The following is a 16,827-nucleotide window of genomic DNA, read 5'->3' as shown; positions in this document are numbered from 1 at the left end:
GCCCGGTCGGGGGGTGGCGGGCGTCCCGGCTCAGCCGAGCGCCCGCAGCACGGCCCGCTCCTCGGCGTCGGTGAGTCCGGCCCGGCGCTCCCGGCCGGCGCCGAGCCCGCGCTCCCACGCCAGCGCGGCGCGGGCGGTGTCGGCGAGCGGGCGGGTCGCCGGACCGGCGGCGGAGGTCGTGGTGACGTCCCGGTCGACCATGCCCCAGAGGGTCTCCGGCAGCCACAGCGGCAGTGACCGCGGACCGGCCCAGAACGCCACGTCCTGCTCGGCCAGCGTCCGTTCCGGGACCCGGACGAGCTCCAGGTCGTCGGCGCCCACGGCCTCGGCGGTCCCGGTGAGCACCCGGTCCAGGGTGGACCGCGGGCCCACGCCGTCGTGGGTGCCGGTGGTGCCGTCGGCGGCGCGGGCCACGATCCAGGCGGCGAGGTCGTCGACGTCGACGAGCTGCATCGGCTGGGCGGGCACGTCCGGGACGACCACCCGGCCGCCGCGGGCGAACCGGTCCGCCCAGTAGCCGTAGCGGTCGGACAGGTCGCCGTGCCCGCACATCAGCCCGCCGCGCACCACGTGCGCCCGGTCGCCCGCCTGCTCGCGCACCGCCTGCTCGCTCGCGACCTTCGCGCCGCCGTAGGCGTCCGGGTCCCGCTTCGCGAGGTCCTGGTCGGGCTGGTCGTGCCGCGGTGCCAGGGTCGGCTGCGTCACGGTCCCGCCGCGCAGCGACGGATCGGCGTAGGCGTTGATCGAGGAGACGAAGGTCCAGTGCCCGAACCGGCCGTGCAGCGCGTCGAGGGCGTCGCGGACCCACGGTGCCGACATCGTCGCGACGTCCACGACGGCGTCGGACGTGCGCCCGTGCAGCGCCGCGGCCAGTGCCCCGGGCCGGGACCGGTCCGCCGTGACCGCCTCCGCGCCGTCCGGCGGCGGGCCGGAGACACCACGGGACACGCAGGTCACCGAGTGACCCGCGGCGAGCGCGGCCGCGGCGACCGCGCGGGAGAGGAAGACCGTGCCACCCAGGACGAGGATCCGCATGGACCGATGGTGAGGGCACGCACGTCGAGCCGTCGCCCCTGTTCACCGTAGGCTGACCCCGTGGCCAGAGTGGTGGTGGACGTGATGCCCAAGCCCGAGATCCTCGACGTGCAGGGTCAGGCCGTGACCCGGGCGCTGGGCCGGATCGGTGTGTCCGGCGTGAGCGGGGTGCGGCAGGGCAAGCACTTCGAGCTCGAGGTCGAGGACGGCATCGACGACGAGACCCTGCACCGGCTCGCCGGCTCCCTGCTGGCGAACCCGGTGATCGAGGACTGGACGGTGACCCGGCTGTGAGCACCCGCGTCGGTGTGATCACCTTCCCGGGGACCCTGGACGACGTCGACGCCGCCCGCGCGGTGCGCCGCGCCGGTGCCGAGGCCGTCCCGCTGTGGCACGGCGACCACGACCTGCAGGGCGTGGACGCCGTCGTCGTGCCGGGCGGGTTCTCCTACGGCGACTACCTGCGCGCCGGCGCGATCGCGAGCCTGGCGCCGATCATGACCGAGGTCGTGCAGGGCGCCGGGCGCGGCCTGCCGGTGCTCGGCATCTGCAACGGCTTCCAGATCCTCTGCGAGGCGCACCTGCTCCCGGGCGCCCTGGTCGCGAACGCCGGGATGCACTTCCTGTGCCGTGACCTGGTGCTCACGGTGGAGAACGCCGGCACGGCCTGGACCCGTGACTACGCCGCGGGCGACGAGCTGCTGATCCCGCTCAAGTCGCAGGAGGGCCGCTACGTCGCCGACGCCGCGACCCTCGACGAGCTCGAGGGCGAGGGACGCGTGGTGTTCCGCTACCGCGACCCCGCCCCGAACGGCTCGACCCGCGGCATCGCCGGCGTCACCAACGCGGCCGGGAACGTCGTCGGTCTCATGCCGCACCCCGAGCACGCGACCAGTGCGCTGACCGGCCCGTCGGCCGACGGTCTCGGCCTGTTCACCTCGGTGCTCGCCCGGGTCACCGCCTGACCCGCGCACGACGCCCGGCCCGGCCGGCGGTCCCCGCGGACCGCCGGCCGGGCCGGGCGTCGTCCCCGGTCCGTGACCTGCTGTGGGGAACCCCGCCTGTGGGCCCCGGCACCGTGCGGGGACGCGGCCCGGGGCGGCCCGTCTACCCTGGCCCCGTGACGCAGTCCCAGGTGCCGGTCGATTCCGTCAAGCACGCCGAGGCCACTCCGGAGCAGCCGCAGCCCTTCCGGGAGCTGGGGCTCAAGGACGACGAGTACGCCCGCATCCGCGAGATCCTCGGCCGTCGGCCCACCGACGCCGAGCTCGCGATGTACTCGGTGATGTGGAGCGAGCACTGCTCCTACAAGTCCTCCAAGGTCCACCTGCGCTACTTCGGGGAGACCACCACCGAGCAGATGCGCTCGACGATGCTCGCCGGCATCGGCGAGAACGCGGGCGTCGTGTCCGTCGGCGACGGCTGGGCGGTCACCTTCAAGGTCGAGTCGCACAACCACCCGTCCTACGTGGAGCCCTACCAGGGCGCGGCGACCGGTGTCGGCGGCATCGTCCGCGACATCATGGCGATGGGTGCGCGTCCGATCGCCGTCGGCGACCCGCTGCGGTTCGGCCCGCTCGACGCCGACGACACCGGCCGGGTCCTGCCCGGCATCGTCGCCGGGGTCGGCGGCTACGGGAACTGTCTCGGGCTGCCGAACGTCGCGGGCGAGGTCGTCTTCGACCCGTCCTACGCCGGCAACCCGCTGGTCAACGCCCTGTGCGTGGGAGCGCTGAAGACCGAGGACCTGCACCTCGCGTTCGCCTCCGGCACCGGCAACAAGATCATCCTGTTCGGCGCGACGACCGGTCTCGACGGCATCGGCGGCGTGTCCGTGCTGGCGTCGGAGACCTTCGACTCCTCCAGCGGTGGCACCGGGCGCAAGAAGCTCCCGAGCGTCCAGGTCGGTGACCCGTTCACCGAGAAGGTCCTCATCGAGTGCTGCCTGGAGCTGTTCGCGGCCGGGCTGGTCGTCGGCATCCAGGACCTCGGCGGCGCCGGGCTGTCCTGCGCGACCTCCGAGCTCGCCTCCGCCGGTGACGGCGGCATGCACGTCGACCTCGACGCCGTCCCGCTGCGGGCCACCGGGATGACCGCCGCCGAGATCCTCTCCTCGGAGTCCCAGGAGCGGATGTGCGCGGTCGTGACCCCGGAGAACGTCGAGGCCTTCCTCGCCGTCTGCCGCAAGTGGGACACCATCGCCACCGTGATCGGCGAGGTCACCGACGGCGACCGTCTGGTGATCACCTCCCAGGGCGAGACCGTCGTCGACGTGCCGCCGCGCACCGTCGCCCACGAGGGCCCGGTCTACGAGCGGCCGGTCGCCCGCGACGCCGCGAAGCAGGACGCGCTGAACGCGGACTCGCCGGAGGCACTGCCCCGCCCGGAGACCCCGTCCGAGCTGCGTGCGGAGATCCTGCGGATGGCCGCCGCGCCGAACCTCGCGTCCCGCTCCTGGGTCACCGACCAGTACGACCGCTACGTCCGCGGCAACACCGTCGCCGCGCACGGCGCCGACTCCGGGGTCGTGCAGGTCGACGAGTCGACCGGTCGCGGGGTCGCCGTCGCCACCGACTGCAACGCCCGCTTCGTCGCGCTCGACCCGTACACCGGCGCGCAGCTGGCGCTGGCCGAGGCCTACCGCAACGTCGCGACCTCCGGTGCGGTCCCGCTCGCCGTCACCGACTGCCTGAACTTCGGCTCACCCGAGGACCCGCACGTCATGTGGCAGTTCGAGCAGGCCGTGCGGGGCCTGGCCGACGGCTGCGCGGTGCTGGGCACCCCGGTCACCGGCGGCAACGTCAGCTTCTACAACCAGACCGGGACGACGGCGATCCTGCCGACCCCGGTGGTCGGTGTGCTCGGGGTGATCGACGACGTCACCACCGCGGTCCGGTCCGGATTCGCCGGCGCTGACGGCGACGCGGTCGTCCTGCTCGGCAGCACCGCCGCCGAGTTCGGCGGGTCGGAGTGGGCACACGAGGTGCACGGCCACCTGGGCGGGCGGCCGCCCGCGGTGGACCTGGAGCACGAACGGCGGCTTGCGCAGCTGCTCGCCGCCGCGGCCGCCGACCGGGCGCTGACCGGCAGCCACGACCTGTCCGACGGCGGCCTGGCCCAGGGACTGGTCGAGGCGGCCCTCGCCGGGGGCCGGGGGGCTCGCGTCGACCTGGCCGGGGTGCACGAGGACTCCTTCGTCGCGCTGTTCGCCGAGTCCGCCGGGCGGGTGCTGGTCACCGTGCCCGCCGACGGTGTCGACGCCCTCCTGGCCCGTGCCGCCGAGGCCGGCGTGCCGGCGCTGCGGATCGGTGAGACCGGCGGCGACACGCTCGACCTGGGCGAGGCCGTCGGCGTGCTGGAGCTCGACGAGCTGCGGACCGCCTGGGAGGGCACGCTCCCGGCCCGGTTCGGCGCCGTCTCGGTCTGATGTCCGACGTCCTGCTGGCCTGGGTCGACGACGGCGTCGAGCCGGAGCGGGCGATCCGCAAGGATGCCGTGAAGGCCTCGCTGGAGGAGCTGGCACGGCGCGCGCCCGGGCGCAGCGTCGAGGTGCGGGTCCCGCCGTTCGGCGCGGTGCAGTGCGTCGAGGGCCCGCGGCACACCCGCGGCACCCCGCCGAACGTCGTCGAGGCCGACCCGCGGACCTGGATCGCGCTCGCCGTCGGCCGCCTGAGCTGGGACGACGCGCTCGCCGCCGGTCGGGTCTCGGCGTCCGGCTCGCGAGCGGGGGAGATCGCCGCGTTCCTCCCGCTGCGCACGCCGTGACCGGTCGGGCGCGGTGGGCGTCCCGACGTGACTCCCGTCCCCGTACCTGGGGATACGTGATCTCGGGGCGTACAGTCGTCCCCTGGTCCCGGTACGCCGCCAGCCGAGGAGCGCCGCGTTGAGTTCCGTCCGGAACGAGCACGTCAGCCCTGAACGAACCCTCTCCCTCACCCCCGTCGCCCCGCCCGCCCCCGAGCCCGACGAGTCCGGCCCCCGCGAGGAGTGCGGCGTGTTCGGCGTCTGGGCTCCCGGCGAGGACGTCGCGAAGATGACCTACTACGGCCTCTACGCGCTGCAGCACCGCGGCCAGGAGGCCGCCGGCATCGCCGTCTCCGACGGCCGCCGCACCGTGGTGTTCAAGGACCTGGGCCTGGTGAGCCAGGTGTTCGACGAGCAGACCCTGTCCTCGTTGCGCGGGCACCTCGCGGTCGGCCACTGCCGCTACTCGACGACCGGGGCGACGACCTGGGAGAACGCCCAGCCGACGTTCCGCACCACCGCCACCGGTTCCGGCCTGGCGCTGGGGCACAACGGCAACCTGGTGAACACCGCCCAGCTGCGCGAGGACGTCGCCCGGCTGGAGAACCGCCGGCGGTCCGGGCTGCGCGCCACCACCGACTCCGACCTGCTCACCGAGCTGCTCGCGGCCGGTGCCGCGGACCTCGGCGTCTACGAGGCCGCGATGCGGTTGCTGCCGCGGCTGCGCGGCGCGTTCTCGCTGACCTTCGCCGACGAGAACACCCTCTACGCCGCCCGTGACCCGCAGGGCGTCCGCCCGCTGGTGCTGGGCCGGCTGGAGCGGGGCTGGGTCGTCGCGTCGGAGACGGCGGCCCTGGACATCGTCGGCGCCTCGTTCGTCCGGGAGGTCGAGCCGGGCGAGCTCATCGCGATCGACGCCGACGGGATCCGGAGCCAGCGCTTCGCCGCCCCGGAGCCCAAGGGCTGCGTGTTCGAGTACGTCTACCTCGCGCGCCCGGACACCACCATCGCCGGCCGCTCGGTCTACGACACCCGCGTGGAGATCGGTCGCCGCCTCGCCGAGGAGCACCCGGTCGAGGCGGACCTGGTCATCCCGGTCCCGGAGTCCGGTACCCCGGCCGCGATCGGCTACGCCCAGGGCTCCGGCATCCCCTACGGCCAGGGACTGGTCAAGAACGCCTACGTCGGGCGCACCTTCATCCAGCCCAGCCAGACCATCCGCCAGCTCGGCATCCGGCTGAAGCTGAACCCGCTGCGCAACGTCATCCGCGGCAAGCGGCTCGTCGTCGTGGACGACTCGATCGTCCGCGGCAACACCCAGCGCGCGCTGGTGCGGATGCTGCGCGAGGCGGGCGCCCTCGAGGTGCACGTCCGGATCGCCTCGCCGCCGGTGCGCTGGCCCTGCTTCTACGGCATCGACTTCGCCAGCCGGGCCGAGCTGATCGCCAACGGCGCCGACACCGAGGGCGTCCGGCGCTCGATCGGCTCGGACAGCCTCGGCTACGTCTCGGTCGAGCAGATGGTCGCCGCCTCCGAGCAGCCGCGCTCGCGACTGTGCTGCGCCTGCTTCGACGGGGAGTACCCGATCCCGCTGCCGGAGGAGGCCCAGCTCGGCAAGCACCTGCTGGAGGACGTCCCGGAGCCGACGGCGTCCGGCGCGGCCTCTGGCGATCCCGGCCCGCTGTCCGTCGGATACGGTGCCGGAGAAGCGCTGACCCGCCCCTAGGGTCACCCCCACGACCCCGTCGCGACCTGGAGAGACCACGCATGCCCTCGACCGAGCCCGGCCCCGCCAGCTACGCCTCCGCGGGGGTGGACATCGACGCGGGGGAGCAGGCGGTCGAGCGTTTCCGTCCGTTCGCCGAGAAGGCGACCCGGCCCGAGGTGCGCGGCGGTATCGGTGGTTTCGCCGGGCTGTTCGCGGCGAAGTTCGGCAAGTACTCCGAGCCGGTCCTGGCCGCCTCCACCGACGGCGTCGGCACCAAGGTCGCGATCGCGCAGGCGATGGACAAGCACGACACGATCGGCCAGGACCTGGTCGCGATGGTCGTCGACGACCTCGTCGTCTGCGGGGCCGAGCCGCTGTTCCTGCAGGACTACATCGCCATCGGCAAGATCGTGCCCGACCAGGTCGCGACGATCGTCCGCGGCATCGCCGAGGGCTGCCGGACCGCGGGCTGCGCGCTGCTCGGCGGCGAGACCGCCGAGCACCCCGGGCTGATGGAGGAGGGCGCCTACGACCTCTCCGCCACCGGTGTGGGTGTGGTCGACGCCGAGAAGATGCTCCGGCCCGAGCGCGTCCGCCCCGGCGACGTGCTGGTCGCGCTCGGCTCGTCCGGGCTGCACTCCAACGGCTACTCCCTGGCCCGGCACGTGCTGCTGGACATCGCCCGGCTGCCGCTGGCCGGTGAGCTGGAGGAGTTCGACCACTCCCTGGGCGAGGAGCTGCTCGTCCCGACCCGGATCTACGCCAAGGACTGCCTGGCGATCACCGCCGAGACCGGGGTGCGGACCTTCTCCCACATCACCGGCGGCGGGCTGGCCCGCAACCTGGAGCGGGTACTGCCCGACGGGCTCGCCGCCACCGTGGAGCGCGGCTCCTGGACCCCGGCCCCGATCTTCAAGCTGATCCAGTCCCGCGGCCGGGTCGAGCGCGCGGAGATGGAGAAGACCTTCAACATGGGGGTCGGGATGGTCGCGGTGCTGCCGCCCGAGGACGTCGACCGCGCCCTCGCCGTCCTGACCGCCCGGCACGTCCCGGCCTGGATCCTGGGCGAGGTCGGCCGGATCGGCGAGGTCGAGGGCGCCGGCTCCGGCGAGCTCGGTGCCCGGGTGCAGCTGCGCGGGGAGCACCCCCGCTTCTGAGCCGGGCCGGTTCCGGCCCACGGCCGCCCGGCCCTCAGCCGGACGAGGGACCCGGCTCCGCCTCGTGCGGCACGGAGTTGCGGTTCGTGGCCCGGTGCGACTCGCGCAGCATCGGCGGGTGCAGCGCCGTCGCCGGGCCGCGGCGGAACAGCCGCGGCGGACGCCCGCGGCCACCGGTGACCAGTGTCGTCGTCGGCACGAGGAAGCCGTCGGTGGAGGTCACCTTGCGTTGGAAGTTGCGCGGGTCCAGTCTGGTCTCCCAGACGGCCTCGTAGACCCGGCGGAGATCGGTCACCGTGAACTCGTCCGGGCAGAACGAGGCGGCCAGCGTCGTGTACTCGAGCTTCGACTTCGCCCGCTCCACGCCGTCGGCGAGGATCTGCCGGTGGTCGAACGCCAGCGGGGGAACCTCGTCGACGGGCCGCCATGCCGACGCGACGGCTCCGCCACCCGGTGTCGGCTCCGGCATGTCGGGCAGCAGCGCGAGGTAGCCGACGGACAGGACACGGCCGCGGGGATCACGGTCGGGCGCGGCGTAGCTCGCGAGCTGCTCCAGGTGCCCGCACACGGCGCTGCCGGTGTCGGCCCCGGTCTCCTCGCCCAGCCGGCGGCCCGCGGTGTGGGCGAGGTCCTCCTCCGGGCGCACGAAGCCGCCCGGGAGTGCCCACTCCCCGAGGAAGGGCGCCTCACCCCGCTCGATCAGCAACACGTGCAGACGATCCGACCGCACGGTGAGCACGACGAGGTTCACGGCGACCGCGAACAGGTTGCCGCGCATCTGCTGAACACCTCGGACGGGACGGGATCGGTGGTCGAGCCTCGCACAGGAGGCTGTCATGATCTTGCCCTATCCGACCGGCCAGGGGAAACCGTCCGGTTCGACCGGTCCGGCGAGCGGGCTCACCGGGTCCGTACGTGCCACGGCGCCCGGGCCGTCGTGTCGCAACGGGGCCGGGCGCCGGAGTGGCCGTCAACGGCGAGGGTCGTCGTCCTCGTCGTTGTACTTGGCGGCGAGGTCGTCGTACTCGCCGTAGTCGTCCTCACGGCTGTCGGTAGTCACCGCCGTCCCGCTACCGATCTCCCGCTGCAAGGCGTCGAGATCCATAGAAGGGGAGCTGTACTTGAGCTCACGGGCCACCTTCGTCTGCTTGGCCTTGGCTCGTCCACGCCCCATGGCAGGTCCCCCTTACAACAGGGAAGGGGCGGCCGGTCATTGCGCACGACCCGGCGGCCCCTCTCGTCTCATCAATGTCGTGAGAGCAACCGTACCCTGCTCACCCCGGAACATGCGACGCGGCACCGCCGTCGTCACAGGCGGACCCGGACGCGACCGACGCGGGGGCACCGGGTGTCCGCCCGGTGGCCGCCCGCGCGAGGGCGCGACGGCCGGCGGTCACCCGCGGCGCGCGCCGCCCGTCCGTTCCCGGGCCGCGCGCCCCGGGGGCGGCGAGTCCGGGTCCGGCTCGTAGGAGTCCGGGTCGATCGTGGCCGGGGAGATCCGGTTCTCGACGCCCGCGGTCAGCTCGGCGTCCACCGGGACGGACCGTTTGACCAGCGCGAGCGCCACCGGACCCAGCTCGTGGTGCTGGACGACCGTCCCGACCCGGCCGACGGTGCGGCCCTCGCGCACCACCGGGTCGCCGGTGCGGGGCAGGTCCTCGTCGCCCGCGTCGAGCATCAGCAGCACCGTGCGACGCGGCGGCCGCCCCAGGTTCGCGACCCGGGCGACGGTCTCCTGGCCCCGGTAGCAGCCCTTGGTGAGGTGCACCGCGGAGCCGATACAGCCGACCTCGTGCGGGATGGTGCGGTCGTCGGTGTCGCGGTGCAGGCGCGGCGCACGGGACTCCACACGCAGCGCCTCGAACGCGATCGTCCCGGCGGCCCGGGCCCCGGCGGCGACGAGGTCGGCCCGGCGCGCGTCCTGCGTCCCGCGGGGGACGACGACGTCCGCGGCGTCGCGGCCCGGCCACGGCTTCCGCCGCACGAACCCGCCGTCCGGCAGCGCCGTGACGCCGTTCGGCGCATCGGGCACCGGCAGCCCCGCCGCGGCGAGCACGGCGGGCGTCTCGGGGCCGACCACCGACAGCACCGCCAGCTCGGCGGTGACGTCACGCGGCTCGACCTTCGACCAGAACACCATCCTGGCCAGGTAGTCGAGCAGCGCAGCGCCCTCGCCGGGCTCGGTGTCGAGCCAGACCGTGTCGCCCGCCGCCGCGACGACGACGTGGTGCAGCACCCGACCCTGCGCGTCGAGCACCAGGGCCTCGGTTCCGGTGTCGGGCGGCAGCTCGCTGATGTGCTGGGTGAGGAGCAGGTGCAGCCAGGACAGCCGCTCCTCCCCGGTCACCGCCAGCACCTCGCGGTGCCCCCGGTCGACGACGGCGGCCGAGCGCGCCATCGCCCGCTGTTCGGCGGGCGGGTCGCCGTGGTGGGCGGCGACGGCGTCGTCCGGGTCGGGCGTGCCGTCGTCGGTGGTGTCGGGGGTCTGCTCGGATCCGGGAACGGTCACCGGTCTCCCTCCGCGCCCGCCGGGGGCGCCGTGTCGTCGTGCTCGGGGGCCCCGTCGGCGGAGTCCTCGTCGTCGTCGTGCGCACAGTCGACGCACGTGCCGGACAGCGCCACGTGCGTCGCGTCCAGGTGGAAACCCAGGTCGGCGAGCGTGCGACTCGCCACATCGGAGAGCAGCTCGGTCGGCGCCTCGTCCACACGGCCGCAGTGGTGGCAGACGAGGTGCACGTGGCGGTGCTGGTGCTCGGAGTAGGTCGGTGCCCCGTGCCCGAGGTGGGCGTGCCGGACGACGCCGAGCTCCTCGAGCAGGTCCAGCGTCCGGTACACCGTCGTGATGTTCACCGCCGGCGCCGTCGCCTGGACCCGGCTGCACACCTGTTCGGGTGTCGCGTGCCCCAGCTCCCGGACCGCGTCCAGCACGAGCTGGCGTTGAGGGGTCATCCGGAGCCCGCGCCGGTGCAACGTGCCCTTCAGTGTGCTGTCCACACCGCCGATGGTATTCGGTACGGCCCGGTAGGCTCGGGCCCCGAGGACGGTGACCGCTCATCGTGTCACGGAATCGATCGTCGCGAGGCCCGCCACGCCGACGGACGACCGTTGCACGCTGCGTGGTTCGCCGCGACCCCGTCGGCGTGACTACCCTGACCGGCGAGGTCGGGTCGAACCATCGGTCCGCCGGCCTCGTACGTGCCCTCCGAGGGCACCCGAGTCGACGACCTGAGGAGAGGCGATGACGGCAGACGGGGCGGACCGCCCGGGCGGTTCCCCGCGGTTCGACGTCGTTCTCCGCGGCTACGACCGTCGGCAGGTGGACGAGCACATCGTCGGGATGCAGCGGCTGATGGGCCGGATGCGCGCGGACATCGACGCACTGCGCAGCCGGCCGATGCCGCCGCCCATGCCGGTGCCGCCGCCCGGCGGGTTCGCCGCCGGTCCGGCCGGTGCGCCGCACGGTGGTCCGCCGCGCCCGGGACCCCGTCCGGGACCGCGTCCCGGACCGGGGCCGTCGGACTCCGACCGGCACGGTGCCGTCGACAACTTCTCCGACCGCATGCAGGCGATCCTGCAGAAGGCCGAGGAGGAGGCGGAGGAGATCCGCAGCAAGGCCCGGGCCGACGCCGAGCGCGTCGTCACCGAGGCCCGCAAGCAGGCGGACCGCGCCCGTGCCGACGCCGACCGCGCCCGCGAGCAGGGCGACAAGCTCCGCACCGAGGTCGGTGAGCTGACCCGCCGCCGCGACGAGCTGCGCGCCGAGGTCGGGAAGGCCCCGGCCACCGGGGACAAGGCCCGCCACGAGATCCGGCCGGCATCGGGTCCGGGGCAGAAGCCGGGCGGTCCGTCCGGCGAGTCCACGTCGTCCGAGGACCGCTCCGCCCAGCCCGCCGCCGGCTCCCAGCCGGGCGCGGCCCAGGCCGGCACCGCCCAGCCGGGTGCCAGCCCGTCCGCCGGTCAGCCGGGCGCCGGGGTCGCGCCCGCCGCGCAGTCCGGCGCCGGCGCCCAGCCCGCCGGTGCCAAGCCCGCCGGCGCCCAGCCCGCCGCTGCCAAGCCCGCCGCTGCCCAGCCCGCCGGTGCCCAGCCCGCGGTCGCCGCCGGGACGGGTGCGGACGCCTCCGCACGCCCGGGTCAGGGAGACTCCCGGTCCGGGCGACCGGACCAGGGCCGTCCCGACCCGGGCCGCCCCGACCAGGGGCCGGTGCGCCCCGACTCCGCCGACCAGCGCTCCGCGCGACCCGGGCCACGCCCGGACGCGCCGCGCCCGGGTGCCGCGGACGCGCCACGCCCGGGGAGCCGGTCCGGGGCCGAGGAGCGTCCGGGTGCCGAGCAGCGTCCCGGCCGGAAGGACCCGGTCGCGGGCCGTCCGCAGGGCTCCCCGAACGGCCGTCCGCAGGCCCCGGGGGTCGGGGTGAACGGTGTCCGGCCGCCGGCCGCCCAGGCGTCGCCGTCGGGCGATGCGGCACCCGCTCCGCGGCCCGGTGCGCGCCCGCAGCCGGGTCCCGCCCCGGCGCGGCAGGACTCCGGTGCGAAGGCCCGGCCCGACTCCGGACCGGGCACCCCCGGATCCGGTGGGTCCGACCGTCCCGCCGGCGCACCCCAGCCCGCGCGGAAGGATCCCGCGGGCCCGCGTCCCGGCGGTGCCGACGGCGACAAGGCGGCAGGTCCCCGTCCGGGGCCGCGTCCCGCTCCGGGCCCGCGCCCGTCGCCGGCCCCGACCGGGCAGCAGGGTGGGGCCGAGCGGACCACCGCCGTGCGGCCCGGGGACGAGCCGGAGCCCGCCGAGCTGTTCCGGCCCGCGTCGGACTCCCGTCCGGTCGAGCCGGAGCCGAAGACGTCCGCGGTGCCGCGTCAGGACCGGCGTCCGTCGGCCGCCGGGGACGCCGAGCGCACGGTCGCGGTCGGCGCCGTCCGCCGTTCCGGTGACACCTCAACGGATGGTTCGCAGAAGCCGGCCGCCGGGGACACGGGGGCCGCGGCCGACAGCCCGAAGGCCGACGCCGATCCCCCGACGACCGCGAACCCGGCCGCCGGGCGCGAGTCCGCCCGTCCCGGTCCGGAGGGGCCCCGCAACGGCTCCGGCCAGGCCGGCCACGGTCAGAACGGTCGCAACGGTGCGTCGTCGACGCCCGACTCGTCGTCACAGGGCGGCGAGAAGGGCAACGGCGCGACCCGCAACGGTTCCGCGCCGGCCACCGGGGACAAGGGTCGTACCGGCGCAGCGCAGCCCTCGACGGGGACGCGCAGCAGCTGAGGTTCCCCGCGCGGGGCCCGGGACCCCAATAGGGTCCGGGCCCATGCAGCTCGGCTCGTTCACGGTCCCGCTCCTGCCCCTCGTGGCGGTGCTGGGCGCGGGCGTGCTCGTGGTCCTGGTCCTCTGGGGCGTGTGGCGCGTGCGCCGCACCCCCGCGCCCGTGCCGCTGCCGCTCGAGCCCCCGCGCACGTCCGCGGACCCGCAGCCGTCCTATGCCGACTGGACCGGTGAGGCGGCCGGTGGTCCGGCGGACCCGCCGCCCCCGGTCCGCGCACGGACCGTCGCCGACGTGGTCGCCGAGCGCGGCGCGGACACCGGCCCGCTGCCGCGCGTGCCCGCGTACGCCGGAGCGGCCGTCTCCTCCGGCGCGGGCCGGCACGCCGCCCCCGACGACGACGAGGGTTCGCTGGAGGCCCTGTTCGCCCCGGCCGACGAGCAGCCCGACGCGGCCACCCTCGCCCGCGGGCGCGACCCCGGGGCGACGGCCGCCGTCGCACTCACCGCGGCGCCCTCGTCGGGCGCGTCGTCGGAGACGCTGCCCCGGCCGCGGCCGACCCCGCGCCTGCGGTCGACCGGGCTGCGCAGGGCCCCGGCCGTGCACGCCGGGCGCACCACCACCGACGACGAGGCCGCGGAGACCGGGCGCCACGGCACCACCGGTGCCGCGGGGCCGGTCGGTGCCACCGCCCCGGCGGACACCGTCGACGCCCGTGAGGACGAGCCCGCTCCTACGGCTGCTGCGGGCGAGGCGGTTCCCGGGAGCACCACGGAGGACCGGAGCGGCGCGGCTGCCGGGAACGCCGCGGCCGCAGTGGGGGACACCACACCCTCCGGCGGCGCCGCACCCTCCGGCGGCGCCGCTGCTTCCGGTGGCACCGCTGCTTCCGGCGACACCGAACCCTCCGGCGACACCGCTGCCTCGGGCGGCGCTGCCGCGACGATCGGTGCCGCTGCCGCGACCGCCGCCGTGGCCGGTGCCGCCGCCGCGAGAGACGTCACGACCGGCGCCGCTGAGACGACCGGTGCCCCTGCCACGACCGATACCCCTGCCACGACCGATGCCTCGGCGGCGACCGATGCCGTCGCCGCGGCTGTTCCCGGCGACCCCTCCACGCCGCAGGCGCCGGAGTGGCCCGTCGCACGGCTGCGCATCGTCGACGACCCGGCCGACATCGCCGCGCAGCACCCGGACACCACCGGGCCCGCAACCGGGCCGGGCCCGACGCGCCAGGACGCCACGCCCGGTCCGCTGCCGCCCTGGTCGGCCGAGCGCGCCGAGCCGGCCGCCGAGGACCTGCCCGCGACCTCCGAGATCCCGACGACGCCCCCGCCCTCCGCACCGACCCCGCCCTCCCTGCCGACACCGCCCGCCGGCTCCGAGGTCGCACCCCGGACGGCCCCGGAGCCGGTCTCACGGGCCGTGCAGCAGGCTCTCGCCGCCCGCGCCGTGCAGCGGGCCCGGCTGCGCGGCACCGACGCCGTCGTCGAGCCGCAGTCCGACGCCGTCGACGACCTGCAGCAGGAGCTGCCGCTCGCCGTCGTCCCGTCCGTGGGTGCCCGCACGCCCACGGCAGGCGACGCCAAGGACCGGCTGCTCGGGGTGCTCCTCGCCGACCCGGCCCGCGCGGTCGACGCGACCGAGCGGCTGGACGACACCCGCGACCGGATCGCCGAGCTCGACGAGGTCCTGCGTCGCCGTCGTGACGACCTGGCCGGTGCCGTCCGGCACCTGCACGAGTGCGGGCTCGACGCGGCGCAGATCGGCAGGCTGTCCGGGCTCGCCGTCGACGACGTGCGGAGCATCCTCGACGGCGAGGACGCCGAGCGCTGAGCCTCAGCGCAGCATCGTGAACCGCACGCCCGTCCCCGGCGGGGCCTGGGCGAGCAGGGGCAGGTCGGCGGGCTCGACGGCGGCGAGCACCGGGTAGCCGCCGGTCGTCGGGTGGTCGGCGAGGAACACCACCGGCGGCCCGTCCGGTGGGACCTGCACCGACCCGGTCACCATCCCCTCGCTCGGCAGCTCCCGGTCGCGGAGCTCCAGGTGCCGCCGCGGGGGTGGCCCGTCGAGACGGACGCCGATCCGGTTGCCGTCGGCGGACACCGTCCACAGCGGATCGGAGAGGGCGCCGTGCGGGTCGGTGAACCAGTCGTCGCGCGGGCCGGGTCGCACCCGGAGCCGGACCACGGCACCGGGCAGCGACACCGGTACCGGACCGGCGACCGGGACGCGACCGGACCACGGACCGACCGGCAGCTCGTCGCCGTCGGCGACCGGGTCGGGGCCGAGTCCGGACAGCAGGTCGGTGCTGCGGCTGCCCAGCGCGACGGTGACGTCCAGCCCGCCCGCGACCGCGAGATAGCACCGCAGCCCGCCGAGCGGCGTCCCCACGGCCAGCTCGGCTCCGTCGGGCAGGTGGAGCGCCCGGTGCGATCCGGCCGGACGGCCGTCGAGGAGCACCGGTGCGGGCGCCCCGGTCACCGCGACGGTCCGGTCCCCGCGGGCGCGCACCCGTAGCCCGCCACCGAGCAGCTCCAGCCCGGCGGCGCCGTCGTCGTTGCCGACCAGGCGGTTCCCCAGCTCGTACGCCGGCCGGTCCAGCGCACCCGAGGGTGGTACCCCCAGGTGCGCGTGTCCCGGACGACCCCGGTCGGTCACCAGCGCCTGCGGACCGGCCCGCAGCACCAGCAGCGCGCTCATCGCGGCTCGAACCGGACGCGGTCGCCCGGGGTGAACAGCGCGGGCGGGTCGGCGGCCGGGTCGAACAGGACGGTGTCGGTGCGTCCGACCAGCCGCCAGCCGCCGGGGGAGCGGCGTGGGTAGACGCAGCTGTAGACGTCGGCGATCCCGACCGAACCGGCGGGCACCGCGGTCCGTGAGCTCTCCAGGCGTGGCTGTCGCAGCGGCTCGGGCAGCCCGGAGAGATACCCGAACCCGGGCGCGAAGCCGCAGAAGTCCACCCGGTACTCCGCGCCGCTGTGCAGCGCGACCACCTCGTCGACGGAGATCCCCGCGGTCTCGGCCACGAGGCCGAGGTCCGCGCCGTCGTAGGTCACACCCAGGGTGTGGACGGTGCCGGTGCCCGCCTCCCCGGCGGCCGTGTCGGCGGCCCGCGCGACCTGCACGATCCGCTCGGTCGCGGCCCCGGGCGCCACCTCGACGAGCACGGTCCGGGCGGCCGGGACCAGCTCCCGCACCTCGGGCAGCACGGCGTCCCGCACGGCGGCGACGACGGCCGCCACCCCGGCGGCGTCGTCGACCTCCAGCAGCACCGCGTGCCCGCCGCACGGGCGGACCCGGACTGCGACCACCTAGCCGACCACGCGGTGCAGGACGGCCGAGATGTGCGGCTGCATCGGCTGGCCGACCATCGCCCGCTCGTCCACGTAGGCGAGATCGCCCTGGTTGACCAGGCCGTAGAGCCGTTTCGCCGCGGTGACCTCCTTCGCGGAGGGCGTCCGGGCGACGGCGTCGGTCTCGATCTGCCAGGAGCGCATGTCGCCACGCGGCCCGTAGTAGACCTCGACGATGCCGGTGTGGTGGGCGATCAGGACCTCGATCGAGCCGTCGTCCTGCGGCCGCCAGAACCCGGTCTCGCGGGCGGCCTGGCGGATGATCCCGCCGTCGTCGTCGAGGAGCCAGGAGCGGGCCTCGTAGGACAGGAACGGACGCCCGTCGTGCGCCCAGGTGATCTGCTGGCCGAAGTGGAACGGGCCCTCGATCGTCGGGTAGACGACCTCGCCGGTGCCGCGCCAGGTGCCGACCAGCGGGAGCAGGCCCAGGCAGGCCTCGTGGAGGTCGGGGCCCTGACGCAGGTTGGCCGTGTCGTCGTCGACGGGCAGGTCGGGCCACTGCGGCCGGTTGCGCTGCGGGGAGTCCGGAGCCGCGTTCTCCGGACCGGTGATCGTGGTCTGCAGCTCCTCGTCGGGGG

General features: G+C 75.7%; 16 protein-coding genes. 8 read left to right on the top strand and 8 right to left on the bottom strand.

Going from position 1 to position 16,827, the window contains the following annotated elements:
* Positions 1-30 precede the first annotated feature (30 nt).
* Positions 31-1,035, bottom strand: coding sequence for an NAD-dependent epimerase/dehydratase family protein (locus KPF47_RS11080; RefSeq protein WP_224388684.1), 1,005 nt, complete (start codon positions 1,033-1,035; stop codon positions 31-33).
* Between the two features lie 60 nt (positions 1,036-1,095).
* Between KPF47_RS11080 and purS the strand changes: the two genes are divergently transcribed.
* The 6 genes from purS (at position 1,096) to purM (ending at position 7,644) form a co-directional block, all read left to right on the top strand.
* Positions 1,096-1,329 (top strand): phosphoribosylformylglycinamidine synthase subunit PurS, encoded by a 234-nt coding sequence (purS, locus tag KPF47_RS11075; RefSeq protein ID WP_224388682.1) that lies wholly within the window; start codon positions 1,096-1,098, stop codon positions 1,327-1,329.
* Positions 1,326-2,000 carry a phosphoribosylformylglycinamidine synthase subunit PurQ gene (purQ, locus tag KPF47_RS11070; protein WP_224388680.1) on the top strand — a complete coding sequence of 225 codons (675 nt, stop codon included), beginning with the start codon at positions 1,326-1,328 and terminating at the stop codon, positions 1,998-2,000. Before purS ends, purQ begins: the two co-directional genes overlap by 4 nt.
* A gap of 155 nt (positions 2,001-2,155) precedes the next feature.
* Complete coding sequence (gene purL / locus KPF47_RS11065; protein WP_224388678.1) at positions 2,156-4,462, top strand: phosphoribosylformylglycinamidine synthase subunit PurL; 2,307 nt, start codon at positions 2,156-2,158, stop codon at positions 4,460-4,462.
* Complete coding sequence (locus KPF47_RS11060) at positions 4,462-4,800, top strand: sterol carrier family protein (protein WP_224388676.1); 339 nt, start codon at positions 4,462-4,464, stop codon at positions 4,798-4,800. The genes purL and KPF47_RS11060 overlap by 1 nt, the downstream gene beginning before the upstream one ends.
* A 118-nt stretch (positions 4,801-4,918) precedes the next feature.
* Entirely contained in the window at positions 4,919-6,505 is a 1,587-nt protein-coding gene (gene purF / locus KPF47_RS11055; protein ID WP_255659497.1) for an amidophosphoribosyltransferase, read from the top strand.
* A gap of 41 nt (positions 6,506-6,546) precedes the next feature.
* Entirely contained in the window at positions 6,547-7,644 is a 1,098-nt protein-coding gene (gene purM / locus KPF47_RS11050; RefSeq protein WP_224388674.1) for a phosphoribosylformylglycinamidine cyclo-ligase, read from the top strand.
* A 34-nt stretch (positions 7,645-7,678) separates the two neighbouring features.
* Here the strand turns inward: purM and KPF47_RS11045 are convergent, their stop codons facing one another.
* The 4 genes from KPF47_RS11045 to KPF47_RS11030 all read right to left on the bottom strand — a co-directional run bounded on the left by KPF47_RS11045 (position 7,679) and on the right by KPF47_RS11030 (position 10,638).
* Positions 7,679-8,422 carry an NUDIX domain-containing protein gene (locus KPF47_RS11045; protein ID WP_224388672.1) on the bottom strand — a complete coding sequence of 248 codons (744 nt, stop codon included), beginning with the start codon at positions 8,420-8,422 and terminating at the stop codon, positions 7,679-7,681.
* A gap of 192 nt (positions 8,423-8,614) precedes the next feature.
* Complete coding sequence (locus KPF47_RS11040; RefSeq protein WP_224388670.1) at positions 8,615-8,818, bottom strand: DUF3073 domain-containing protein; 204 nt, start codon at positions 8,816-8,818, stop codon at positions 8,615-8,617.
* Positions 8,819-9,037: 219 nt separating this feature from the next.
* Positions 9,038-10,153, bottom strand: coding sequence for a folate-binding protein YgfZ (locus KPF47_RS11035; protein WP_224388668.1), 1,116 nt, complete (start codon positions 10,151-10,153; stop codon positions 9,038-9,040).
* Positions 10,150-10,638: a Fur family transcriptional regulator gene (locus KPF47_RS11030; RefSeq protein ID WP_374108828.1), complete on the bottom strand. Its 489-nt coding sequence runs from the start codon at positions 10,636-10,638 to the stop codon at positions 10,150-10,152. Before KPF47_RS11030 ends, KPF47_RS11035 begins: the two co-directional genes overlap by 4 nt.
* 244 nt (positions 10,639-10,882) lie before the next feature.
* On the opposite strand from KPF47_RS11030, the gene KPF47_RS11025 reads away from it, so the two are divergent.
* The gene (locus KPF47_RS11025) at positions 10,883-12,898 is read left to right on the top strand and encodes a V-type ATP synthase subunit E (protein WP_224388666.1); all 2,016 of its coding nucleotides are present in this window, start codon (positions 10,883-10,885) and stop codon (positions 12,896-12,898) included.
* 43 nt (positions 12,899-12,941) lie between these two features.
* Positions 12,942-14,729 (top strand): hypothetical protein, encoded by a 1,788-nt coding sequence (locus KPF47_RS11020; protein WP_224388664.1) that lies wholly within the window; start codon positions 12,942-12,944, stop codon positions 14,727-14,729.
* Positions 14,730-14,732: 3 nt separating this feature from the next.
* On the opposite strand, the gene KPF47_RS11015 is transcribed toward KPF47_RS11020, so the two are convergent.
* Genes KPF47_RS11015 through KPF47_RS11005 form a run of 3 tightly spaced genes read right to left on the bottom strand, consistent with a single transcriptional unit; the run spans position 14,733 to position 16,801 of the window.
* Positions 14,733-15,596, bottom strand: coding sequence for a biotin-dependent carboxyltransferase family protein (locus KPF47_RS11015; protein ID WP_224388662.1), 864 nt, complete (start codon positions 15,594-15,596; stop codon positions 14,733-14,735).
* Positions 15,593-16,207: an allophanate hydrolase subunit 1 gene (locus tag KPF47_RS11010; protein ID WP_224388660.1), complete on the bottom strand. Its 615-nt coding sequence runs from the start codon at positions 16,205-16,207 to the stop codon at positions 15,593-15,595. The genes KPF47_RS11015 and KPF47_RS11010 overlap by 4 nt, the downstream gene beginning before the upstream one ends.
* Positions 16,208-16,801 (bottom strand): FABP family protein, encoded by a 594-nt coding sequence (locus tag KPF47_RS11005; RefSeq protein ID WP_224388864.1) that lies wholly within the window; start codon positions 16,799-16,801, stop codon positions 16,208-16,210.
* Between the last annotated feature and the right edge of the window lie 26 nt (positions 16,802-16,827).

The organism is Pseudonocardia sp. ICBG1293 (assembly GCF_020131355.1).
GTDB lineage: Bacteria > Actinomycetota > Actinomycetes > Mycobacteriales > Pseudonocardiaceae > Pseudonocardia.
The sequence above is the reverse complement of the archived record's forward strand: the minus strand, read 5'-3'. Positions and strand labels throughout refer to the sequence as shown.